The organism is Gordonia sp. LUNF6, assembly GCF_047041125.1.
In the GTDB taxonomy this organism is placed as follows: domain Bacteria; phylum Actinomycetota; class Actinomycetes; order Mycobacteriales; family Mycobacteriaceae; genus Gordonia; species Gordonia sihwensis.
This window is the reverse complement of sequence record NZ_CP178181.1, coordinates 282,097-305,329: the sequence shown is the minus strand read 5'-3', so window position 1 is coordinate 305,329 and position 23,233 is coordinate 282,097. Positions and strand designations below refer to the sequence as shown.

General features: G+C 68.1%; 20 protein-coding genes. 15 read left to right on the top strand and 5 right to left on the bottom strand.

The window, feature by feature from the left end:
* Positions 1 to 41: 41 nt before the first annotated feature.
* Positions 42 to 1,952, bottom strand: a complete 1,911-nt coding sequence (locus ACK8HH_RS01375; RefSeq protein WP_045538157.1) for a hydantoinase/oxoprolinase family protein — start codon at positions 1,950 to 1,952, stop codon at positions 42 to 44.
* Between the two features lie 206 nt (positions 1,953 to 2,158).
* Between ACK8HH_RS01375 and ACK8HH_RS01370 the strand changes: the two genes are divergently transcribed.
* The 4 genes from ACK8HH_RS01370 to ACK8HH_RS01355 all read left to right on the top strand — a co-directional run bounded on the left by ACK8HH_RS01370 (position 2,159) and on the right by ACK8HH_RS01355 (position 7,928).
* On the top strand, positions 2,159 to 4,012 hold the full coding sequence (locus ACK8HH_RS01370) for a sigma-54-dependent Fis family transcriptional regulator (protein ID WP_062367976.1): 1,854 nt from the start codon (positions 2,159 to 2,161) through the stop codon (positions 4,010 to 4,012).
* Positions 4,013 to 4,187: 175 nt separating this feature from the next.
* Positions 4,188 to 5,738 carry a class I adenylate-forming enzyme family protein gene (locus tag ACK8HH_RS01365; RefSeq protein WP_412475479.1) on the top strand — a complete coding sequence of 517 codons (1,551 nt, stop codon included), beginning with the start codon at positions 4,188 to 4,190 and terminating at the stop codon, positions 5,736 to 5,738.
* Positions 5,735 to 6,901, top strand: coding sequence for a thiolase domain-containing protein (locus ACK8HH_RS01360; protein ID WP_412475478.1), 1,167 nt, complete (start codon positions 5,735 to 5,737; stop codon positions 6,899 to 6,901). The genes ACK8HH_RS01365 and ACK8HH_RS01360 overlap by 4 nt, the downstream gene beginning before the upstream one ends.
* Before the next feature lie 55 nt (positions 6,902 to 6,956).
* Positions 6,957 to 7,928 (top strand): NAD(P)H-quinone oxidoreductase, encoded by a 972-nt coding sequence (locus tag ACK8HH_RS01355; protein ID WP_062367973.1) that lies wholly within the window; start codon positions 6,957 to 6,959, stop codon positions 7,926 to 7,928.
* A gap of 27 nt (positions 7,929 to 7,955) precedes the next feature.
* Here ACK8HH_RS01355 and ACK8HH_RS01350 read toward each other — a convergent pair whose 3' ends face one another.
* Entirely contained in the window at positions 7,956 to 8,453 is a 498-nt protein-coding gene (locus ACK8HH_RS01350; protein WP_231875775.1) for a MarR family winged helix-turn-helix transcriptional regulator, read from the bottom strand.
* Between the two features lie 135 nt (positions 8,454 to 8,588).
* Positions 8,589 to 9,785, bottom strand: coding sequence for an aminotransferase class V-fold PLP-dependent enzyme (locus ACK8HH_RS01345; RefSeq protein WP_412475477.1), 1,197 nt, complete (start codon positions 9,783 to 9,785; stop codon positions 8,589 to 8,591).
* A gap of 32 nt (positions 9,786 to 9,817) precedes the next feature.
* Between ACK8HH_RS01345 and ACK8HH_RS01340 the strand changes: the two genes are divergently transcribed.
* From ACK8HH_RS01340 to ACK8HH_RS01310, 7 genes are all read left to right on the top strand, one after another.
* Positions 9,818 to 10,390, top strand: a complete 573-nt coding sequence (locus ACK8HH_RS01340; protein WP_006897093.1) for a bacterial proteasome activator family protein — start codon at positions 9,818 to 9,820, stop codon at positions 10,388 to 10,390.
* A 22-nt stretch (positions 10,391 to 10,412) separates the two neighbouring features.
* On the top strand, positions 10,413 to 11,276 hold the full coding sequence (locus ACK8HH_RS01335; protein WP_006897094.1) for an ABC transporter permease: 864 nt from the start codon (positions 10,413 to 10,415) through the stop codon (positions 11,274 to 11,276).
* Positions 11,277 to 11,284: 8 nt separating this feature from the next.
* Positions 11,285 to 12,121: an ABC transporter ATP-binding protein gene (locus ACK8HH_RS01330; RefSeq protein ID WP_006897095.1), complete on the top strand. Its 837-nt coding sequence runs from the start codon at positions 11,285 to 11,287 to the stop codon at positions 12,119 to 12,121.
* A gap of 17 nt (positions 12,122 to 12,138) precedes the next feature.
* Positions 12,139 to 13,038, top strand: a complete 900-nt coding sequence (locus tag ACK8HH_RS01325; RefSeq protein WP_346077423.1) for a glycosyltransferase family 2 protein — start codon at positions 12,139 to 12,141, stop codon at positions 13,036 to 13,038.
* An 87-nt stretch (positions 13,039 to 13,125) separates the two neighbouring features.
* Complete coding sequence (locus ACK8HH_RS01320; RefSeq protein ID WP_006897097.1) at positions 13,126 to 14,004, top strand: TIGR03619 family F420-dependent LLM class oxidoreductase; 879 nt, start codon at positions 13,126 to 13,128, stop codon at positions 14,002 to 14,004.
* Positions 14,005 to 14,092: 88 nt separating this feature from the next.
* The gene (locus tag ACK8HH_RS01315; RefSeq protein WP_412475476.1) at positions 14,093 to 15,115 is read left to right on the top strand and encodes a fused (3R)-hydroxyacyl-ACP dehydratase subunits HadA/HadB; all 1,023 of its coding nucleotides are present in this window, start codon (positions 14,093 to 14,095) and stop codon (positions 15,113 to 15,115) included.
* 233 nt (positions 15,116 to 15,348) lie between these two features.
* Complete coding sequence (locus ACK8HH_RS01310) at positions 15,349 to 16,509, top strand: MBL fold metallo-hydrolase (RefSeq protein WP_412475475.1); 1,161 nt, start codon at positions 15,349 to 15,351, stop codon at positions 16,507 to 16,509.
* 12 nt (positions 16,510 to 16,521) lie between these two features.
* Here ACK8HH_RS01310 and ACK8HH_RS01305 read toward each other — a convergent pair whose 3' ends face one another.
* On the bottom strand, positions 16,522 to 17,022 hold the full coding sequence (locus ACK8HH_RS01305; RefSeq protein ID WP_006897099.1) for a GtrA family protein: 501 nt from the start codon (positions 17,020 to 17,022) through the stop codon (positions 16,522 to 16,524).
* A gap of 136 nt (positions 17,023 to 17,158) precedes the next feature.
* Between ACK8HH_RS01305 and ACK8HH_RS01300 the strand changes: the two genes are divergently transcribed.
* Complete coding sequence (locus ACK8HH_RS01300; protein WP_006897100.1) at positions 17,159 to 18,379, top strand: alpha/beta hydrolase family protein; 1,221 nt, start codon at positions 17,159 to 17,161, stop codon at positions 18,377 to 18,379.
* A gap of 89 nt (positions 18,380 to 18,468) precedes the next feature.
* On the opposite strand, the gene ACK8HH_RS01295 is transcribed toward ACK8HH_RS01300, so the two are convergent.
* A complete protein-coding gene (locus ACK8HH_RS01295; RefSeq protein ID WP_039867714.1) occupies positions 18,469 to 18,852 on the bottom strand; it encodes a universal stress protein in 384 nt (127 codons plus the stop codon).
* Between the two features lie 171 nt (positions 18,853 to 19,023).
* Between ACK8HH_RS01295 and ACK8HH_RS01290 the strand changes: the two genes are divergently transcribed.
* The 3 genes from ACK8HH_RS01290 (at position 19,024) to ACK8HH_RS01280 (ending at position 23,232) form a co-directional block, all read left to right on the top strand.
* On the top strand, positions 19,024 to 20,442 hold the full coding sequence (locus ACK8HH_RS01290) for an FAD-binding protein (protein WP_006897102.1): 1,419 nt from the start codon (positions 19,024 to 19,026) through the stop codon (positions 20,440 to 20,442).
* Positions 20,443 to 20,511: 69 nt separating this feature from the next.
* Positions 20,512 to 21,273, top strand: coding sequence for a decaprenylphospho-beta-D-erythro-pentofuranosid-2-ulose 2-reductase (locus ACK8HH_RS01285; RefSeq protein ID WP_006897103.1), 762 nt, complete (start codon positions 20,512 to 20,514; stop codon positions 21,271 to 21,273).
* 6 nt (positions 21,274 to 21,279) lie between these two features.
* Positions 21,280 to 23,232 carry an arabinofuranosyltransferase gene (locus ACK8HH_RS01280; RefSeq protein ID WP_006897104.1) on the top strand — a complete coding sequence of 651 codons (1,953 nt, stop codon included), beginning with the start codon at positions 21,280 to 21,282 and terminating at the stop codon, positions 23,230 to 23,232.
* Position 23,233: the final 1 nt, after the last annotated feature.

Here is a 23,233-nt window from a genome sequence, read left to right as displayed (position 1 = left end):
AGTCCTCCTCTCAGATGTCGGTGTCTTTCAGGGCGGGGATGTCAGAGGGTGTCGTCGGTGAGGAGCAGGTCTCCGGCGGAGGTGACGCGGAACTGCCAGCCGGGCAGCACGCGGGCGGTGAAGAACGGGCCCTCGACGATGGCCGGCCCTTCGCCGGAGTTGCCGGGCGAGAGCTCGTCGAGCACGTGCACCGGCACCTCGTCGACCTGGTCGGCGCCGCTGCGCACCCGGCGGGTCCCGATGCTCGGCGCCGGGGTCGGGGTGACCTCGGTGTCGGCGGTCAGTTCCGGCTGGGACAGTTCGGCGGTGACGGTGAACCGCAGGGTCGCGAGCTGCTCGGGGTAGTCGACCGCGTCGCCGGGGATGTAGGGCCGCCGCTCGGCGATGTTGCCGTCGATCCCCTCGATGATCAGTTCGCTGGAGACCGTGCAATCGGCGAGGGCGTACCCCTCCTGGAACATGTCGCGCTCGGCCCGCTCGACCAGCTCGGCGTGGGTGGCCGCAGCTGCCTCGGTGGTGGCGACGGGGACCGTGACCTCGTAGGTCTTGCCCACGTTCGAGAACGAGATGCCCAGTGCGGAGAACACCGCGGCGGTGCGCGGGATCAGCACCCGCTTGACGCCCGCGACGCGCGCCGCGCCCGCGGCGCTCATCGGGCCGGCCCCGCCGAAGGCGGCGAGGGTGGTGTCGGCGTCGACCAGGTGGGAGAAGGAACCGGCGACGGCTTCGAAGTACGCCTGCTCCATCCGGACGAGGGCTTCTTCGAGGCCGACCCCGAGCGGCTCGGCGATGGTCTCGGTGATGACCGCCTTGGAACGCTCGGCGTCGAGCTTGAAGGTGCCGTCCAGGTAGGTGTCCGCGTCGAGCACGCCCAGCAGGAGGTTGACGTCGGTGATGGTCGCCTGCTTGCCGCCGAAACCGAAACAGGCGGGACCGGGTGCCGCGCCGACCGACTGCGGGCCGACCTGGATCTCGCCGTCGACCACCTGGATCACCGACGAGCCGCCGACGCCCTTGGAGTGGACCTCGCTCATCGGGTAGGAGATCGGCACGCCCTTGATCGAGCCGCGCTCGCGGGTGGCGACCTGCTCGCCCTCGACCACGCCGACGTCGGTGGTGGTGCCGCCGATGTCCATCATCACGACGCGGTTGAGTCCGTAGACCCGGGCCAGGGCAGCGGTGCCCTCGAGGCCGCCGCGCGGACCGGACGAGTAGGTCTTGAGTGCCACGGACTTGGCGACGCGGGAGGAGGCGCCGTCGTTGCGGTAGACCAGCAGCGGGTTGGCGACCTTGAAGTCCTTGAGCCGGCGTTCGGCGCCGTAGAGGAAACGCTCCATGGTCGGGTGCAGGAACGAGTTGATGACGCACGACCAGGTGCGGCGGGCGTCGTCGCGGTCGCCGGCGAGGTCCCAGCTGTAGATCACCGGGATCGACCCCAGCAGCTGGCGGGGGAACTTGCGGAGCAGGACGTTGCGCAGGCGGCGCTCGTCCTCGGGGTTGGCCGCGGTGACGACGACGCGCGCCGCGCCCAGGGTGGTGAGCCGGTTGACCGACTGGACCAGCTCGAATTCGAGGTTCTCGTCCTCGACGTCGACGGTCAGGTAGCGGTCGGCGATCAGGCCGTCCCACAGGTCGTTCTCCGCGTCGGACTTGCGCATCACCGTGTCGAGGTTCGACAGCGTGGTCAGGATGCCGATCATCGGTCCGCGGCGTTCGACCAGGGCGTTGGTGCCCTGGGTCGTCGAGTACCGGATGTGGTCGGTGGCGTGCAGGATCTTCTCGAGGTCGGCCTGCCCGTAGAGGGATTCCGACACCTTCTCGATGCCGCTGAACAGGCACTCGGACAGGTCGTGTGGCGTGGTCAGGGTCTTGGTGAAGGTGAAGCCCTGGCCGTCCCAGACACAGATGTCGGTCAGGGTTCCCCCGTTGTCGATGTTGATGAGTGTGGTCACTGGGGCGCACTCCTTGGTCCGGGAGTTCTCGATGGAACTCGGTTGGTGTGGACCCGGCGTCGTCGTCGGGTTCGGGAAGTGACGCAGACCATTGTGATGCGTGTCTCACACCCTCGACCTGTCCCAAGTTCGGACACTTTCGGGGTTGTGTCCCGCACCACAGGGATGATGGTTTAGTCATCTTCCGAGGAAGTGAGGAGACGAGCGTGCCCAACGCCACGAATCGAATGCTGCGAACCGCCGCGGCCAGGGCGGATTTCCTCGAATCGGGCAGATCAGGCTCAGCGGGCGTACCCGACATCGTGGCCGCCTCGTGGGAGCGCAGCCAGGCTGCCGGCGTCGACCACTCCCAGCCGTGCACCGACTTCAGCGACGAGATCGACAGCGGCTCCCTGCTGATGCGCTGCGCCCGCCCGGTCCTGCGCCAGCTGGGCACCGATGTCGGCGACACCCCGATGGTGATCGCGCTGACCGACAGCCGCGCCCGCGTGATCCAGCGGATCGACACCTCGGGCGCGGTCGGACGCCTCCTGGACCGGGTGAACTTCGCCCCCGGCTTCCGCTACTCGGAGGACTCGATGGGCACCAACGGGGTCGGCACCGTCTTCGAGGCAGGCCAGCCCATCAGCGTCGTCGGACCCGAACACTTCGCCGAGAACCTGCAGACCTTCGCCTGCACCGGCGCCCCGATCATCGACCCGGTGACCCGCCGCATCGAGGGCGTCCTGGACATCTCCACGCTGAGCACGGGCTGGAGCCCGCTGATGCACACCCTGGTCAAGGCGGCCGCCAAGGACATCGCGCGCAACCTGCTCCTGGACCGCAGCCAGTCCCAACAGGCGATCTTCGACACCTACATCCAGATCGACGCCAAGGCCGGACGCCAGGCGGTGCTCGCCTTCGGAGACTCGGTGTTCATGGCCAACGCCGCAGCTCAGGCACTGTTCTCCAGTGCCGAGCAGCAACTGTTGCGCGACCACGCGATCTTCATGATGGGCCGGCGGGACAAGGCCAGCGACACCATCGCCCTGCCCGACGACCGGCTGGTGACCCTGCGGGGAACCCGCATCCTGGTGGGCTCGGAGGTGGCCGGACTGGTGGTGATCGCCGAGATCGCCTCCGCCCCGCGCTTCGGCCTCCCCGGCAACTTCGACGAGCACGTGCTGCCGCAGATCGCCATCGCAGGACATTCGTCGTCGCGCGTGGTCGGGGACCTGACGCGTCAGCAGCACCAGAGCGTCGCGGTGGGCTCGACCCCGGCCTGGGTCAGAGCCTGCGAACAGGTGCGTCAGGTGCTGACCGAGAACCAACCCGCCGTGGTCATCGGCGAGAGCGGCTCGGGCAAGTTCACCCTGGTCGCCGAGATCTTCCACGACGCCTTCCCCGACGCCCGCAGCGTCAGCATCGACGCCTGCCAGATCGTCGACGAGGGTGACACCGACGTGGATCTGGGCACCATGCTCGCCGGCCAGGCCGGGCCGACCCTGTTCATCATCCGCAACATCGACCAGGCGAGTACCGAAGGCGCCGAACAGATCTCGAACATCCTCAGGGCGCTGGCCGAGCACGAGGAGCCGACGTGGTGCGTGGCGACGCTGTCGGACTCCTCGCTCGACTCGGACCTGCCGTTCCAGATGCTGCTGTCGCACTTCGAGGTCGCGATCACCGTCCCACCCCTGCGGTTGCGCACCGACGACCTGCCCCAGATCGTGGCCTCGGTCCTCCGGCAGATCGCCCCCGAGCGTCGTGTTCGCCTGAGCCCGGCGGCGATGCGTGTAGTGTCGCGATACTCGTGGCCGCGCAACGTCACCCAGCTGACCGAGGCCCTGCAGCATGCACTGCGCCAGCGCCCGGTGGGCGAGATCCAGGAGCAGGACCTCCCCGGGTACTGCCAGACCACGGTCTCGCACAACCTGACCCCGCTCGAGCAGGCCGAACGCGACGCGATCGTGGCCGCCCTGCGCGAGTTCGACGGCAACCGGGTGGCGGCGGCGGCCCACCTCGGGATGGCCCGTTCCAGCCTCTACCGCAAGCTCCGCACGTACGGGATCACCGCCTGACCCTCCTCCCCTCTGCGACGCGCCAAACAGCCACGTCATCCCGAAATACCCTGGGCGACGGCCCTTCCGGGACCCGTCGTCCAGGCGTCTCGGGAGTGGTCCGCGCTGTCCACGGCCCGAGGCTGTCCCAACTTGGGACACGGCGACCCCGGGACAGGCGGCTACCGTCACAGCCATGGCCGAGACCTTTGCTGCCCTGTGGAACCGAGCGGTCCGCGACCACGGTGCGCGCGAGTTCCTGGTGTTCCGGGATCTCGACGGCACCGTCTCCTCCTGTACCTACGACCGCTTCGACGACGTCGTGGGCCGGGTCGCGGCCACCCTGGCCGAGCGTGGCGTCGATGCCGACGCTCCCGTCCACGTGATGCTGCGCAACTGTCCGGCGTTCATCGCGATCTGGCTGGCCGCCGCTCGGCTCGGCGCCTGGTTCGTCCCGGTCGATCCCGGTTCGACCCCGCGCGACGTCGCCCGTCAGCTGCACCGCATCCGTCCCGCGGTGACGATCTGCGCCGAGGAGTTCGAGGAGACGGTCGCCGCCGGCGGCGCCGAGCAGGCGATCGCCCTCGCCGAGACCGCCGCCGACCTCCGGGACGGTTCGCCGCTGGTCGGTTCCGACCTGTGGCAGGAACCTGCGAGCGCGGCACCGGACGACCGGCTCGCGGTCATGTTCACCTCCGGCACCACCTCCGAGCCCAAGGGCGTGGTGCTCACCCAGGCGAACTACGCCCACGTCGGACGGACCATGGCCGACCTGGCACAACTCCGCCCGCATCATCGCTGGTACGTGGGCCTGCCGCTGTTCCACGCCAACGCGCAGTACTACTGCTTCGCCTCGGCGATCGCGACCGGCGCGTCGGTGGCCCTCACCGCACGGTTCACCGCGAGTCGCTGGCCGCACGAGGTCGACGAACTGCAGGCCACCCATGCCAGCCTGTTCGCCGCGCCGATCAGGATGATCCTCGCCCGACGCCGCGACGACGCGCCACGGCTGAGCCTGCACCATCTCTGGTTCGCCCAGAACCTGGCCCTGGGCCACTGGTCGGAGATGGCGAGGCTGTGCGGTGCCGCCCCGCGGCAGATCTACGGCATGACCGAGACCGTCGCCGTGGTCACCGCCAACGACCCCGATCGTCCCACCCATGACCGGATAGGACCAGAGATCAACGGTCGCGCAATCACTCTGATCGATCCGAACACCGGTCGACCGGCCGCCGACGGGGAGCCGGGCATCCTCACCGTGGCCGGGGTGCGGGGTCGCGACCTGTTCGCCGGTTACCTCGACAATCCCACCGCCGACGCCCGCGCCTTCGTCGACCTCGACGTGCCGACGCCCGACGCCGACCATGTGTGGTTCAGCACGGGTGACCTCGTACGGCGTTGCGACGACGGTCAATTGGCGTTCGTCGGACGCATCGACGACGTGGTCAAGGTGTCTGGCGAGAACGTCTCGCTGACCGAGATCGAGGCCGCACTCGCCGAGGCGCCCGGCGTCCTCGAGGCCGCGGTCCTCGCGATCGACGACCCGATCCGGGACCACGTTCCCGCCGCCTGGATCGTGCCGGCCGACAAGGACGTGCCGCCGTCGCCGGAACAGTTGCGGCAGTGGGCCGAACAGAACCTGCAACCCGCGGCGCGGCCGCGCCGGTGGACCGTCATCGACGAGTTGCCGCGCACCTCGGTGGGCAAGATCCGCCGTTTCCAACTCGCAGCACAGGAGAGAGCATGACCAGCACACGCATCGGCATCACCGGGGTGGGCCACACCCGCTTCGGCAAACTAGTCGACGACGACCTGTCCTCACTGGTGTCTGCGGTCACCACCGAGGCCTTGTCCGACGCGCAGGTCGACGCCGGCGAGGTCGACGAGGTCTTCGTCGCCCAGTTCAACAGCGGCCTCACCGATTTCGCCTTCCCGTCCTCCTTGCCGATGCGAGCCGCACCCAGCCTCTGGGGCAAGCCCATGACCCGGGTCGAGAACGCCTGCGCCTCGGGCACGGCCGCCGTCCACCAGGGCGTCAAGGCCATCCTGTCCGGGACGGCCGACACCGTGCTCGTGGTCGGCGTGGAGAAGATGACGCACGTCGACAACGCCACCGTCGGGCGTGCACTGCTCGGCGCCGACCCGCAGCGCGCCGGGACCGATTTCCCCGGCGGCTTCGTGGGCGTCTTCGCCGAGGTGGCAGATCAGTACGCCCGACGCCATGAGATCGACGACCTCGGCGACGTGCTCGGCCGGATCGCGGCGAAGAATCATGCCAACGGGTGCGCCAACCCCTGGGCACAGGTCCGCAAGGATCTCGGCGTCGAGTTCTGTTCGACCGTCTCCGAGCGCAATCCGGTGGTGGCCGGGCAGCTGCGCCGCACCGACTGCTCGCTCGTCAGCGACGGCGCCGCCGCGCTCGTCCTGCAACGGACCCCGTCGTCGGCACTGGCCTGGGTCGAGGGGTTCGCCCACGCCAACGACCACCTCGACGCCGACCGCCGCGACATCACCGACTTCGCCGCCGGCCGGCTGGCCACCCAGCGCGCCCTGGAGATGGCGAAGCTGTCCCTCACCGACATGTCACTCGCCGAGGTGCACGACTGTTTCACCATCGCCGAGCTCATCGTCTACGAGATGCTCGGCCTGACCGAACCGGGTCAGGGACGCCGCGCGATCGAGGAGGGGTGGACCGCCCGCGACGGCCGGTTGCCGGTCAACGTCTCCGGCGGACTCAAGGCGAAGGGACATCCGGTCGGCGCCACCGGCGTGTCCCAGCACGTGATCGGCGCACTCCAGCTGGCCGGTCGCGCCGGGGACATGCAGCTGCCCGACGCGCACCACGCGCTGGTCCACAACATGGGCGGCCTGGCCGTCGCCAACCACGTCACCGTGCTGGACGGTTCCTGACCGGGAAGATCGAAGGCCCCTCGGGCCCACACTCCGCTGTGGAACCATCGACACCGTGAAAGCCATCGTCGTCGAAGCCGAGAATCTGTCCCTGCAGGATGTCCCCGACCCGTCGCCGGCCGTCGGCGAGGTGGTCATCGACGTGGTCGCGGCGGGAGTGAATCGCTCTGACCTCCTCCAGCGCGCGGGCAACTATCCGCCACCGCCCGGGGCGTCAGAGATCATGGGCCTCGAGGTGTCCGGCAGGATCTCGGCGGTCGGGGAAGGGGTCTCGGGCTGGCAGGTGGGCGACGAGGTGTGCGCCCTCCTCGCCGGCGGCGGATATGCGGAGAAGGTCGCGGTGCCGGCAGAGCAGATGATGCAGGTGCCGCGCGGGGTCGACCTCGTCTCGGCCGCCGCGCTCCCCGAGGTCGCCTGCACCGTGTCGTCCAACGTCTTCGACACCGCGGGCCTGTCCACCGGGGAGCTGCTGCTGATCCATGGGGGTTCGAGCGGCATCGGCACCCATGCGACGCAGGTCGCGCACGCGATGGGTGCCCGGGTGGCGGTCACGGCCCGCAACCGCGAGAAGCTCGAGCGGTGCCAAGAGTTCGGCGCGGAGATCCTCATCGACTACACGAGCGAGGACTTCGCCGCAGTCATGAAGGAGCACGGCGGCGCCGACGTCATCCTCGACATCATCGGCGCGAGGTACCTGGCCTCGAACATCAAGGCGCTGGCCACCAACGGCCGCCTGGTCATCATCGGCATGCAGGGCGGCGCCAAGGCCGAACTGAACATCGGGCAACTGATGGCCAAGCGCGCGTCGGTCAGCGGCACCACCCTGCGTCCCCGCCCCGCCAGCGGCGGACCGGATTCGAAGGCCGCGGTGGTCACCGAGACCGTGGCACGCACCTGGCCGCTCATCGAGTCGGGCGACATCCGGCCGGTGATCGACTCCACCTTCCCGCTCGCGGAGGTCGATGCGGCGCACGCGCGCCTCGAATCCGGCGACGCCGTCGGCAAAGTGCTTCTGACCATCGCCTGACGGCCGCGGCGGCATCGCCCTTCGGCGTCAGTCCTCGGTCTCGGCGATGCGCGCGCCGAGGTTGCCGAAGAGCGTGCAGAGCTGCTCGAACTCCTCGGGAGTCAGTTGGTCGACGACGAGTCGGCGCACCGCCCGGTCACGCGTGTCGAGGATCGGCTTGAGCGCTTCCATACCCTCGTCGGTGATCTGCACCCACTTCTGACGGGCATCGTCCTCCACCGACTCCGCGCGCACCACGTAGCCGCGCTCCAGAAAGCGGCTGACCTGGCGCGACACCGTGCTGAGACCGATCTGGGTGGCATCGGCGAGATCGCTGATGCGCAGTTGCGGCGCGGACGCGAGAACCTCGAGCAGTCGCCAGTCCGCCGACGTCAGCGGCGCCGCACGGTCGATCTCGCGGAAGAACGCGCGGTACATCATCCAGCCGCCGCTCACGAACTGCTGCCACAGCTTCTGCTGCTCCGGCGTCAACGCAGGCCCATCAGCGCCGCGCTCAGCGAAATCGCCACCTTCCGGTTCCGCCAAGGTCGTGTCCTCCACCCTCATGAGATTCTCGATCGACCGCCACGACGAGTCACGGTCGGCCGATCACGACCCTACCGGCGGGTGCGCGGTGGCCAAACTCGACGTCCGCCGAACGGATCAACACCGTATGCGCGATCAGCCGAACGAGCCGAGCACCCTCACCAGCTGGTCTACCTCGTACGGAGTGGAGTACGGAGAGAGCCCCACCGTGACGGCGCCGCCGATCTCGTCGACGCCGATCGCCCCCAGCGCGCGGCTGGGAACCTCTGCCAGTGCGGCGATCCCGTTGTCGCTGAGCCGAACACAGACTTCAGTGGCCGGAACACCCTCGACGACGAAGCTGACCACGGGGACCCGGTGCACATCGGGCCCGATGACCCGCACGTTCGACAGATGCGACAGGGAGTTCACCAGGTAGTACAGCAGACGGTGCACGTACTCGAAGGTCGCGTCCATCGACGCGGTGATGCGTTCGCGGCGGGTGCCCGCAGCTGCTTGATCGAGGCCGGCGAGATACTCGATCGACGCGATCAACCCGGCGAGCAGGGCGCCCGGCAGCGGCTCGGGTTCGAGGCGTGCCGCGCCGGCGGCCTTCGGATTCATCGACACGCGGACCAGTGAGCCCAACTGCTCCGGATCGGCGAAGACGAGGGCGGCGACCCGCGGGCCGCCCCACCGCTCGGCGCTGACCAGCACCGCATCGGCGCCGAGCTCGTCCATCGACAGCGGCACATAGGGCGCCGCGGTGGTCGCGTCCACCAGAAGCCGGGCCCGCGCGGCGCGGGCGTGCCCGGCGATCGGACCGATATCGGTGATCGCGCCGTTCACCGACGAGGCGAGAGTGACTGCCACCAGTGAGGTGCGGTCGTCGATGATGTCGGCGAACTGCCAGGTCGGCAGGGTCCCGTCCTCCACGTCGATCTCCGCCCACCGGACCTGAGTCCCGTGGCGTGCCGCTCCGGTCAGCGCCGGCGTCAGAACGGCCTCGTCGTCAGACCGCGAGAGCACGATGTTCCGGTTCAGCCACGCGGACAGGGGCAACGCGTCGGCCAGCGCCGACATCAGCGCCGCTCGAGACGACCCCAGCACCACACCGGCGGGATCGGCGCCGAGCAGATCCGCGACCGCCCGCCGGGCGTTCTCGATCGTCTCCGCCGCTGCGCGAGCCTGGGGGCTACGACTGCCCGCGACCACCGGAAGCGACCGGAATCCGGTCGAGACGGCGGACGCCACCGAATCGGGGATCTGCATCCCGGTCTGCGGATCGAGGTAGATCCAGCCGTCCCCCAACGCGGGAAAGAGCCCCCTGACCGAGGCGACGTCGAACGGCATGCGCACAACGATACTGGCACCGAAAAGGCACAATGGACGCCATGCACCCCGCAATGTTCGGCTCCCCGACACCGGGCGGCCCAGACGACCAGCCCGATTCGGGCTTTCCCCAGCAGCAGTCCATCATCCTCCCCGGCGGACTGCCGTCGAACGAGGAGAGCCGCGATTCCGCGGACGACGACCAGCCCGGCACCGTCGCGTCGATGGTGGAACAGCCCGCGAAGGTGATGCGGATCGGGACGATGATCAAGCAGTTGCTCGAAGAGGTGCGCGCGGCTCCTCTCGACGACGCCAGCCGCAACCGGCTCGCGGAGATCCACCGCACGTCGATCGCCGAGCTCGCCGACGGGCTTGCGCCGGAGCTCCGTGACGAGCTCGACCGGCTGGCCCTGCCCTTCTCGGACGATGTGACCCCGTCTGACGCCGAGCTGCGGATCGCGCAGGCTCAGCTCGTCGGCTGGCTGGAGGGCCTGTTCCACGGCATCCAGACCGCGCTGTTCGCTCAGCAGATGGCCGCCCGCAGCCAACTCGAACAGATGCGCCAGGGCGCGCTGCCTCCGGGAGCTGTGCCACACGACGGGCACAGCACAGGTCAGTACCTCTGAGGCACTTGTATGCTGTGGCCTTGTGTCAGCCGTAGTCAATGACGGCGGAATCCCGCCCGCGCCCCAGGCCTCCGACTCGAAGACGTTCGGTCGTGGCTTCAAGGACCTCGTCGACGGGTTCCGCAACTCCGAGCTGTGGTTGCACCTCGGCTGGACCGACATCAAGCAGCGCTACAAGCGCTCGGTGCTCGGTCCGCTGTGGATCACGGTCGCCACCGGCGTCACCGCCGTCGCGATGGGAATCCTCTACGGCGAGCTGTTCCACCAGGACATCAAGGTCTTCCTGCCGTACGTGACCCTCGGCTTCATCTTCTGGGGCTTCATCGAGACCTCGATCCTCGACGGCTCGGTGGTCTTCTCCACCAATGAAGGACTGATCAAACAGCTCCCCGCGCCCACCAGCGTGCACGTGTACCGGGTGGTGTGGCGCAGCCTCATCATCTTCGCCCACAACATCGTGATCTATCTGATCCTGCTCGCGGTGTTCCCGCAGCCCCTGGGTTGGACGGTCCTGCTCGTCTTCCCCGCGCTGCTGCTGTACGCGCTGAACGCGGTCTGGACGACGATCGTCTTCGGCATCATGTCGACCCGGTTCCGCGACATCGGCCAGCTGCTGACCACCGCCGTCCGGCTCGTCTTCTTCATGACGCCGATCATCTGGTCGGCGCAGTCGCTCAGCAGCACCGGCGCCGACGAGTCGAGCCGGCTGAAGCTGGTGGAGCTGAACCCGATGTACCACTACCTGGAGATCGCGCGCGGCCCGCTGCTCGGCCAGCACGTCGCGCTGTACCACTGGCTGATCGTGATCGGTTGCACAGCCGTCGGCTGGACGGCAGCGATGTTCGTGATGCGCAACTACCGCGCCCGCGTGGCGTACTGGGTCTAGGAGGACCTGTGACAGCCAACACCGACATCCGCGTCGACACCTGGGACGCCTGCGTCGACTTCCCCATCTTCGACGCCAAGACGCGCTCCCTCAAAAAGGCGGTGATCGGCGCCGCCGGCGGCGTGATCGGCGCCAACAATTCCAAGACCGTCGTGGTCGAGGCCCTGCGCGACATCAACCTGCACCTGCAGCACGGCGATCGGGTCGGACTCGTCGGCCACAACGGCGCGGGAAAGTCGACACTGCTGCGTCTGCTCTCGGGTATCTACGAGCCGACCCGCGGATCGTGCCGCGTCACCGGCCGCGTGGCGCCCGTCTTCGACCTCGGCGTCGGCATGGACCCGGAGATCTCCGGGTACGAGAACATCATCATCCGCGGCATGTTCCTGGGGATGAGCCGCAAGGAGATGCTGAAGAAGACCGACGAGATCGCGGAGTTCTCCGAGCTCGGCGACTACCTCGAGATGCCCCTGCGCACCTACTCCACGGGCATGCGCGTGCGCCTGGCGCTGGGCGTGGTCACCAGCATCGATCCGGAGATCCTCATCCTCGACGAGGGGATCGGCGCGGTGGACGCGGAGTTCATGAAGAAGGCCCGCGTCCGGCTGCAGGCCCTGGTGGAGCGTTCGGGAATCCTGGTCTTCGCCAGCCATTCCAACGAGTTCCTCGCTCAGCTCTGCGACCGCGCGCTGTGGATCGACCACGGTCAGATCCGGATGGACGGCGGCATCGAAGAGGTCGTCGGCGCCTACGAGGGCCCCGACGCCGCGCAGCACGTGCGCAAAGTGCTCGACGAACTCGCCGACGAGCGCGACGGCGCCTCCGGCACCCCGGGTTCGGCGTGAGTGCGCCGACCGCCGAGATGGTCGTCGGCGTCGTCGTCACCCATAAGCGCCGCGAACTGCTCGCCGAATCCCTGAAGGTGCTGGCGGCGCAGGACCGGCCGCTCGACCACCTGATCGTCGTCGACAACGCCGCCGAGCCCGAGGTCGGCGAGCTCGTGGCGAGCCAGCCCGTGCCGACCACCTACCTGCCCTCGCGGCACAACCTCGGCGGTGCCGGCGGCTTCGCCCTCGGCATGCTGCACGCGCTGGCGCTGGGCGCCGACTGGGTCTGGTGCGCCGACGACGACGGCCGGCCGGAGGGTCCGGAGGTGCTCTCGACACTGCTGGACTGCGCTCGCCGCCACCGCCTCGGCCAGGTCTCCCCCGTGGTGGTGAACATCGACGCGCCCGACGACCTCGCCTTCCCGCTGCGCCGCGGTCTGGTGTGGCGGCGCAAGCGGTCGGAACTCTTCACCGATACCGAGACACCCGGTCACGACGATCTGCTGCCGGGCATCGCGTCGCTGATGAACGGTGCATTGTTCTCTGCGGACACCCTCGACGCGATCGGCGTCCCCGACCTCCGGCTGTTCTTCCGCGGCGACGAGGTGGAGATTCATCGACGCCTGGCACGTTCGGGGATCGGCTTCGGCACCTGTCTGACCACCGCCTATCTGCACCCCGACGGCAGCGACGAGTTCCGGCCGATCCTCGGAGGCCGGATGCACACGCAGTACCCCGACAACGAGGTGAAGCGGTTCTTCACCTACCGCAATCGCGGTTATCTGATGAGCCAGCCCGGCATGCGGAAGCTGCTTCCGCAGGAGTATGCGCGATTCGCGTGGTACTTCCTCGTGCAGCAGCGCGATCCGGCGGGGTTCCGCGAGTGGATGCGGCTGCGCCGCCTCGGTCGCGCGGAGCGGTTCGGCCGCCCCTGAGCCACGTGCGGAGGCGGATGGGCGGACCCGGTCGCCGGAGATCCGGAAACCTCGTCCCGCACTAGAACGTGTTCTAGTCTGGGGTCCATGCGATTCACCTTTGCCGAAGCGATGACCGACTACACCTACTATCCGGCGCTGGCGCAGGCGGCCGAGCGATCCGGGTTCGCGGGCATGACGATCCCCGACTCCCTCGCCTACCCCAAGGAATCGGACTCGGTGTACCCCTACACCCCGGACGGCAGGCGGGAGTTCCTCGAAGACAAGGACTTCATCGAGACCTTCATCCAGGCCGCCGCCCTCGGCGCCGTCACCAGCACCCTGCGCTTCCTGCCCTTCGTGCTCAAACTGCCCGTCCGACCGCCGGCACTCGTCGCCAAGCAGGCCGCGTCGGTGGCCTGCCTGACCGGCAACCGGCTCGCCCTGGGCGTCGGAACCAGCCCCTGGCGCGAGGACTACGACCTGATGGGCGTCGACTACGCCCGCCGCGGCAAGCGCATGGACGAATGCATGGACATCATCCGCGGCCTGACGACTCCCGGGTACTTCGAGTTCCACGGTGAGTTCTACGACATTCCCGAGATCAAGATGAGTCCGACACCCTCCGAGCCGATTCCGCTCCTGGTCGGCGGGCACGCCGACGCCGCACTGAAGCGAGCCGTGATCCGCGGCGACGGCTGGATGCACGGCGGCGGCGCCCCCGAGGAACTCGACGCTCTGATCGACAAGCTCGGCGCGATCCGCAAGGCCGAGGGCAAGGAGAACGATCCGTTCGAGATCCACGTGATCTCCCTGGATGCGTACACCGTCGACGGGTGCCGCCGCCTCGAGGACAAGGGCGTCACGGACGTGATCGTCGGGTTCCGGCTGCCCTACATCATGGGCCGCGACACCGAGCCGCTGGAGACCAAGATCGCGAATCTGGAGCGCTTCGGCGAGTCGGTGATCGCGAAAGTCAACGGGTGATCGCAGTCGTGCGACGGCCCCACCGGGCGCCGACCGGCCCCGAACCCGGCATTTTTCTGCTCCCTCGCACGTCAGGTACCTTATTCGAATGACCAGCCGTGAACTGACTCGCGCTGAGGCCATCGATCAGGCGATCGGAAAGGTCTTCACGACAGCCGACTACTACGAGGTGGGTCGCGAGAAGATCCGCGAATTCGCCCGCGCCCTGCACGACGACAACCCGCTTCACTGGGACGACGCCAAGGCCCGCGAAGGCGGGCACGCCGCGCTCGTCGCACCCCTGACGATCGTCGCCATCATGGGTGCCAAGGCGCAGGCCCAGCTCCTGGAGAAGGCCGTCCCCGGCGATCTGCTGAAGTCGGGCGTCCTGCAGATCGACCAGCGGTTCGCGTTCCACCGGCCGATCGAAGCCGGCGACCGGCTGTACTGCGACGTCTCCCTCGAGTCGTACCGCACCGTGGCGGGAGCCGACCTGTTCACTGTCAAGACCCTGGTCCGAGACATCGACAAGGGCGTGCTGCAGGAGTCGTGGACGTCGCTGGCCGGTCCCGGCGAGGACGCCGACCGTCTTCCCGACGACTTCGAGGAGATCGTCGACGGCATCATGTTCACCGGCGGCGACCGGCACGTGCAGCCGCTCAGCCCGGCCGAACCGGCGACGATCCCGCCCGAGTCGGATGTGCGTTGGACGACGATTCCGTTCGACTCGCTGACCGAGGGCATGGACCTGCCGGTCCGCGCGCAGCGCTTCACCCGCGGCGACGTCATCAACTACATCGGCGTATCCGGCGATCCGAACCCGATCCATCACAGCGCGAAGGTGGCGCAGGCCGCCGGGCTCGACACCGTGGTCGCGCAGGCGATGTTGACCCTCGGAACCGCCGCCGGTTACCTCACCTCGCAGGTGGGCGACCCCGCGGCCTTCCGCGACATGAGCGCACGGTTCACCAGCCCGGTCTACGTCCCGGCTCACGAACCGGCGGTCGTCGAATACACCGCGAAGGTCAAGTCGCTCGACCCCGAGACCCGTCGCGCCCTGATCGTCTTCGGCGCCAGCGTCAACGGGAAGCGCGTCTTCGGCCGCTGCACCGCGACCGTCCAGTTCGCCTGATCGTCTCAACGCTTATGCCGTATTCCGTTACCCGATTCGGGTAACGGAATACGGCATAAGAGTCTTGTTTGAGAGCTCGCAACGAGTCATTCGAACCGGTTCGTTATATATGCGGTTCCGGCCGTCGAACGCGTCCTGCCCGGCTCCGTCGTTGGCAATAATCGCGGCACAACGATCCCCGACACGGGCCCGGAATCGCCGCGGCCTGAGTCTGTGCTGAGCAGGAGTGCCCCATGTGCCAATTGTGTGACGGATCCGCGGAGTCGAACGAGCACGACTCGCGACCCGGAGTCAGCCGACGCTCATTGCTCGCAGGGCTGGGCGGACTGGTCGCACTCGGCGGAGTCGCGGCGTGCAGCGAAGGCGGCAGCCAGGCCGGTCCCTCCACTGTGCCGTCCAACGAAGGGGCCACGAAAGCACCCCTGGACGCGAGGCTGGCCGTAGTCCTGCTCGGCACCCAGGCCGGTCCGCCGATCGCGCCCGACCGCACAGGCATCTCCACCGCACTCGTCGTGGACGGTGCGACGTACGTCGTCGACTGCGGGAGGTCGTCAGCGACCCAGTACGTTCGCTCAAGCCTCCGACTCGAGCAACTCGAGGGCATCTTCCTGACCCATTTGCACGCCGACCACATCGCCGACTTCTACAATTTCTTCCTCTGCGGTGGCCACATCAAGAACATCGTCGGCGACACCATCGGTGAGCGAGTCCAGGTCTACGGTCCGGGCCCGGCCGGCGGACTTCCACCCAAGTTCGGCGGAGGTACCGCACCCGTCGTCGATCCCGCATCGCCCACGCCGGGGACTCGGGCGATGGTCGATCGACTGACCGAGGCCTACGCCTACAGCGACAACGTCTTCATGCGGGACATGACGGTCCGCGACATCCGGACTTTGATGGACGTCCACGAGATCGCCGTGCCGGACGTGGGCGCCTCGTACCAGAACACTGCGCCGACAATGAAGCCATTTCGCGTATACGAGGACGATCGCCTCCAGGTCAGCGGAATCCTCGTCCCGCACGGTCCCGTCTACCCGTCGTTCGCCTTCCGCTTCGATACCGACCACGGCAGCGTGACCTTCTCCGGCGACACGACCGAGACACCGAACATCCCGACCATCGCCAATGGCACAGACATGCTGATCCACGAGGCGATCAACGTTCAGGGACTGAACCTGAGCCAGGCCGACCGCGACCATATGCTGCAATCGCACGTCGAGGTCCAGAAGGTCGGTGCGGTGGCTCAGGCTGCGCAGGCCAAGCACCTCGTGCTCTCGCACATCTCGAATCTCACCAGCCCCGTCGACTCCGATCAGTGGCGGAGATTCGCGCAGCAAGGGTACGACGGCGAGGTCACCGTCGGATCGGACCTGCAGTCGTTCGTGCTGGCATGAGGCCGGGCCGCGTCAGCGGATCTTGAAGATCACCGCGCGCTGGACGACGAAGTTGATGACGGTCGCGACTCCTTGCGCGATGCAGAAAGCCAGGACGATGAGGAGGAAGCCCGTCCCCCAGGCGTGCATCAGCCAGTTGTAGAGACCGATGTTGACGAAGAAGGTCACCGCGTAGAGCAGGACGACGGCGATGAACCGCGCGGTGCTCGGCTCGGCTCGGAAGGTCCACCGGCGGTTGATCAGATAGGCGATCGTGGTGCCGAGAATGAAGCCCGCCGCTTTGGCCAGCCAGAACGGCGCACCGAACACCTCCTGGAGCAGGAAGGTGAGGCTGAAGTCGAAGACCGCCGAGAGCGCTCCGGTCGCGATGAACCGGATGATCTGGGTCTTGATGTCGACATCGGTCGACGCCTCTTCGTCGTCGAGCGGCAGCTCGATCGGCATCGGTGCGTGACGGGTGTGGAAGTCCTCGTGCTCCGGATGATGTCCGGGCTTCGCAGGATCCTCGTTCACGGGCGACGTATCTGACACCGTGCCAGCCTAGCCCGTGGCCGACCGAGGTCGATATGAGCGAAAGCTGAGAACGCGGTCCCGCAATCGAGCCGTCCGGCTACCGGATTGTGAGGCGGTTGGCTTAGGGTCGTCCACTATGAGCAGTCCCTCCCTCCTCCGTTTCAAGCGATCGGTGGTCGCCCTCACCGTGGCGGCGACTGCGGCCGCCGGCCTCTTCGCCACCGCTCCGGCCGCTCGCGCCGACGACGCCGCCACCGGCGCACCGGTCTGGTCGGGTCTCGACGCCCGGGGCTACAACGGCCCGATCGGCGCACCCGGCACACTGATCCAGAAGACGCCGCTCGCCGGGTCGGTCGACCTGACCGGCGCGTCGAGCGCCTATCGCATCCTCTACGCGACCACCGACGTCCACGGTGCCCCCGCGGTCAGCACCGGCGCCGTCTTCCTCCCGAAGCGCCCGGCACCGAAGGGCGGCTACAAGGTGATCGCCTGGGCGCACGGGACCACCGGGCTCGGCGACGACTGCACCCCGTCGGCCCAGCCACGAAGCGATCGCGACCAGGAGTACCTGAACCACTGGCTGAACCAGGGCTACGCGATCGTCGCGACCGACTACGCGGGCCTCGGCACTCCGGGCCTGATGAACTACCTGAGCAGCAAGGTGCAGGCCCACTCGATCGTCGACTCGGTGAAGGCCGCATCGCACTCCGGCCTGCCGCTGTCGAAGACGTGGGCGATCGTCGGACAGTCGCAGGGCGCGAGCGCGGCGCTCAACGGCGCCCGCCGTGCGACCGAGTACTCGCGCGGATCGGGCCTGGACTACCGCGGCGTGGTCGCCACCGGCACCCCCGCCAACATCGAGCACATCGTCTGGCAGGCCGGTCCCGGCTTCCCTCCGGTCGCGTTGCCCACCGGTCTGAACGTCTACGCCGCCTACATCTGGGCCGGTTTCTCCGACGCCCGGCCCGACCTCAAGCCGCTGTCGATCCTCACTCCCGAGGGGCGTCGAGTGGTGAACGAGGCACGCACCCGCTGCTACCCGGAGATGCGTTCGGTGGTCGAGGGAGCGAAGATCCGCGACTGGTTCCGCAAGCCCGTCACCTCCATCCCAGGCGTGCAGGGCGCGCTGGTGGACTACATGAGCACCCCGTATCGCGGCTACGACCGTCCGATCTTCCTCGGCCAGGGGCTCAAGGACATGGACGTCCCGGCTCCGTCGGCGCTGTCGCTGTACGCGCAGATGGTCTCGGCCGGGCAGCCCGTGGAACTGCACGTCTACCCGACCCAGGATCACTCGGGCACCGTCCTGGCCTCGATGAAGGACTCGACGCCGTTCGTCGCGCGGATTCTGCGCTGACGCCCGGCGCACAGTAGACACTCCATTCGACGACAGAACCCCCGTCCCGGACGGGGGTTCTGTCGTCGAACGGCGCGGAGGCGCGCGGCTCAGGGTTCGGGTTTCACCACGAGGACGGGCTTGCGGCATTCGACGAGCAGGTATTGCGAGGTACTGCCCAGCAGCAGCTTGCCGACCTGGGTGCGTCGCCGCATGCCGATGATGAGCAGTTCCGCCTCGGGATCGTCCATCGCGTTGAGGAGTTCCTCGGCCGGGGTGGTGCCGATCGGCTGCGTGATACGGAACTTCACCCCCGACGACGACAGCCGCTCCTGAATCTGCACGATCTCGTCGGCCTCGGCGTAACGCTGGCCGCGTGCCTCGGAGACCGCGTTGATCACCAGGAGATCGGTCCCGCGGCGGCGCGCCTCATCGATGCCGTGCTCCAGGCAGGTTCGCCCGAACGAGCCGGACGAGTATCCGACGACGATCATGCCCGCCACCTCCCTGGTTCCTGTCACACGTCTCGAGAACAGAATGTAGTCGACGCCGGCGATCACCACAGTCCGCGGCGGCCACAGCCCGACCTCGATACGCAGTGCCGCCCGACACAGCGCCGACTCAAGGATCCCGGACCAGCTGACCGACGAGTAGTCTCTACTCCGATGACGAACACAGCTGTACTCCCGATCGAGACCCGCAAGCTCATGGGGTGGGGCCGGACCATGCCGACAGAAGGCCATGTCCTGTCGACTCCGTACCCGGAGCTCATCGCCGAAGCGGTGGCACGCGTGGCCGACGACAACGCAGACAAGCCCAGCTACCTTCGCCGCGGCGTCATCGCCCGCGGCCTCGGCCGGTCGTACGGCGAGAACGCCCAGAACTCAGGCGGTCTGACGATCGACATGACCCAGCTGACCAGGATCCACGAGATCGACGACGAGACCGGGATCATCGATCTCGACGCCGGCGTCGACCTGGACACCCTCATGCGCATCGCGCTGCCCCACGGCCTGTGGGTTCCGGTGCTGCCGGGCACGCGCCAGGTGACGATCGGCGGCGCCATCGGCTGCGACATCCACGGCAAGAACCACCACAGCGCCGGCAGCTTCGGCAACCACGTGGTCGAGATCTCGCTGCTCACCGCGTCGGGCGAGATCCTGACGCTGACCCCGGGCGGCACCTCCGACGACCCCGACGCCTCCATCTTCTGGGCGACGATCGGCGGCATCGGCCTCACCGGCATCATCCTGCGCGCCAAGATCCAGATGACGCGCACCGAGACCGCGTACTTCATCGCCGACGGCAGCGTCACCAACAGCCTCGACGAGACCATCGCCCTGCACATGGACGGGTCGGAGGAGAACTACACGTACTCCTCGGGCTGGTTCGACGCGATCAGCAAGCCTCCGCGTCTGGGCCGAGGCACCTTCTCGCGCGGGAGCCTCGCGCGGCTCGACCAGTTGCCCGACAAGCTCGCGAAGGACCCGCTGAAGTTCGACGCGCCCACGCTGGTGAACTTCCCGGACATCTTCCCGAACGGGCTGGCCAACAAGCTGAACTTCTCACTGGTCGGCGAGGCCTACTACCGGATGGGCGGCAACTACCAGGGCAAGATCCAGAATCTGACGCAGTTCTACCACCCGCTCGACCTGTTCGGGAACTGGAACCGCGCGTACGGATCGAAGGGTTTCCTGCAGTACCAGTTCATCGTTCCGCCCGAGGCCGTCGAGGAGTTCAAGGGCATCATCTACGACATCCAGGCGTCTGGCCATGTCAGCTTCCTCAACGTCTTCAAGCTGTTCGGCGAGGGCAACCAAGCGCCGCTGAGCTTCCCGATGCCGGGCTGGAACATCTGCGTCGACTTCCCGATCAAGCGCGGCCTGCACGAGTTCGTCACCGAACTCGACCGTCGCGTGATGTCCATCGGCGGACGCCTCTACACCGCGAAGGACTCGCGGACGAGCGCGGAGACCTTCCACGCCATGTACCCCGAGATCGACAAGTGGATCGCCACCCGGCGCCGCGTCGACCCGAACCACGTCTTCATGTCCGACATGGGCCGCAGACTGGAACTGGTCTGACCCGAGCCGGCTGAGTCCGAACCGGCTCGACGAGCCCTACACCGACCGCACGTGAGAAAGCAGACACCCATGTTCAACGCCGTCGGCGTTCCGCAGTCCATCCTGATCCTCGGCGGCAGCTCCGAGATCGGTCTGGCCATCGCTTCGGAGTTCCTCACCCGGGGTCCGATGCGCGTGGTGCTCGCCACCGTCCCGAACGACCCGGCGGCCGCCGCTGCGGCCGAGCAGATGACCGCCGCCGGCGCGTCGTCGGTGGAGCAGATCGACTTCGACGCGCTCGCCACCGACACCCACCGCGAGGTGATCGACAAGGCCTTCGAGGGCGGCGACATCGACGTCGCCATCGTCGCGTTCGGAATCCAGGGCGACGACGAGCAGGCCTGGCAGGACCAGAAGCTCGCGGTCCTCGAGGCCGAGATCAACTACACGGCCGCCGTCTCGGTGGGCGTCCTGCTGGGCGAGAAGATGCGCGAGCAGGGCCACGGTCAGATCATCGCGATGAGTTCGGTGGCCGGCGAGCGCGTCCGCCGCTCCAACTTCGTCTACGGCTCCACCAAGGCCGGCCTCGACGGCTTCTACCTCGGGCTGGGCGACGCGCTGCGTCCCGAGGGCATCCGGGTGCTGGTCATCCGCCCAGGCCAGGTCCGTACCCGCCTGTCCGCGCACGTCGCCGAGGCCCCGCTGACGGTGAACAAGGAAGACGTGGCACGGATGGCCGTCGCCGCGGTCGACAAGGGCAAGGACGTCATCTGGGTGCCCGGCCCGTTCCGCTTCATCATGATGGTGTTGCGGCACATCCCGCGCCCGGTGTTCCGCAAGCTCCCCATCTGACGGCCGGTGGAGACCTCCGCTGCCGACCGGCCCCGGCTCTCCGGTCGTACCCGTGACGTCGTCGAACTCGGCGGCGCGGTCCTCGGTGCGGCGGTCATCGCCTTCGCCGGGCTCAAGATCATCGGCGCAGTCGGCTGGCCTGCGTTCAACACCTCCAATGTCACGCGGGCGCTGACCACGCTCGGGCAGACGGCCTGTCTGCTGCTCGCCGTGGTCGCCGTGGTGTGGTCGCGCTACGGCTCGCGGATCCTGGCCTCGCTGTTGTCGGCGTTCGCGTCCGCCGGGCTGGTGACGGTGACGCTGGGCATGCCGCTCGGCGCCACCAAGCTGTATCTCTTCGGCCTGTCCGTCGATCAGCAGTTCCGCACCGAGTATCTGACGCGCCTGACGTCGAGCCCGCATCTGGCGGACATGACCTACGCGGATCTGCCGCCGTACTATCCGGCGACCTGGTTCTGGCTCGGCGGCCGGTACGCGAACACCCTGGGGTTGGCCGGCTGGGAGGCCTACAAGCCGTGGGCCATCCTGTCGGTCGCGGTGGCCGCCGCACTCGGCGCGGCCTTGTGGAACCGGATGGTCGGCGTGACGGCCGGAACCGCCGTCTCGATCGCCGTGACCCTGGTGACCCTGCAGTTCGCGTCGCCCGAACCCTATTCCGCCACCCTCATCCTGGTCGGCATCCCGATGCTCGTGGTCTGCGCGTACGCGCTGCGCGGCCGGTCGAGACTGGCCGGCGGTCCCACGCCGCTGTCGCAGACGAGTTGGCTCGCGGTGATCGCGGGCGGCGTCTTCATCGGCCTCTCCGCCACTGTGTACACCCTGTTCACCGCGCTCTTCGCCGGCACCGCGGTGCTGATGGCGCTGGTCTATCTGGTGCAGGCCTGGCTGCTGCCGCGCAACAAGACGGTGCCGCGCGAGACGATCTCCGCGGAGCGACGGCCCCGCATAGTCGCGGTTCTCATCCGGCTCGTCGTGATGGGGGTGCTCGCCGGCGCCATCGCGCTCATCGTGTGGGGGCCGTACCTCGTCGAGCGGTTCAGGACCGACGTCGCGGTGAGCGGCAGCGCCGAGCACTACCTGCCGGAGTCCGGTTCGATTCTCGCGCTGCCCATGTTCCATGTGAGCCTGCTCGGCCTGCTGTGCCTGATCGGCTTCGTCTGGATCCTGATGCAGTGCCGCCGGCGCACCATCGCGATGAGCATGGCGTGCACCCTCGTCGGCGTCGTCGGACTGACGCTGCTGTCGCTGGCCCTCACGGCCAAGGGAACCACCCTGCTGTCGTTCCGCCTCGAGCCGGTCAGCACCGCCGTCCTCGCCGCGGCCGGCGCGTTCGGCGTGGTATGGCTCAGCCGGGCGGCGATCGCCCGATTCGGCGACATCCGGACCGTGATCGGAGTGGTGGCAGCGGCCGCCGCGCTGGCCGTCGCCCAGCAGATTCCGTCGGTGCTGTCGGTGGAGATCACCACCGCGTACACCGACACCGACGGCCGCGGCGTGCGCGCCGATCAGCACGCTCCCGGCGCCGAGTCGTACTACCCGAAGATCGACGAGACCATCCGTGCCCAGACGGGCCGGCCGGCCACCGACAACGTGGTGCTGACGGCCGACTTCGGTTTCCTCTCGCTCTACCCGTACTGGGGATTCCAGGGGTTGACCTCGCATTACGCGAACCCGCTGGCGGAGTTCACCGAGCGTGCGGCGACGATCGAGAAGTGGTCACAGGCGTCGACGCCGCAGGAGATGAAGGACAACCTCCGCACCAGCCCGTGGCGGCCGCCGAACGTCTTCCTGTTCCGCTACAGCCCGGACGGATACACGCTGCGACTCGCAGAGGACGTCTATCCCAACGATCCGAACGTCAAGCGGTATACCGTCACCTTCAACCCCGCGGCCTTCGACGATCCGGCGTTCACCGTGACGGAGATCGGGCCGTTCGTTCTCGTCGTGAAGAAGAGCTGAT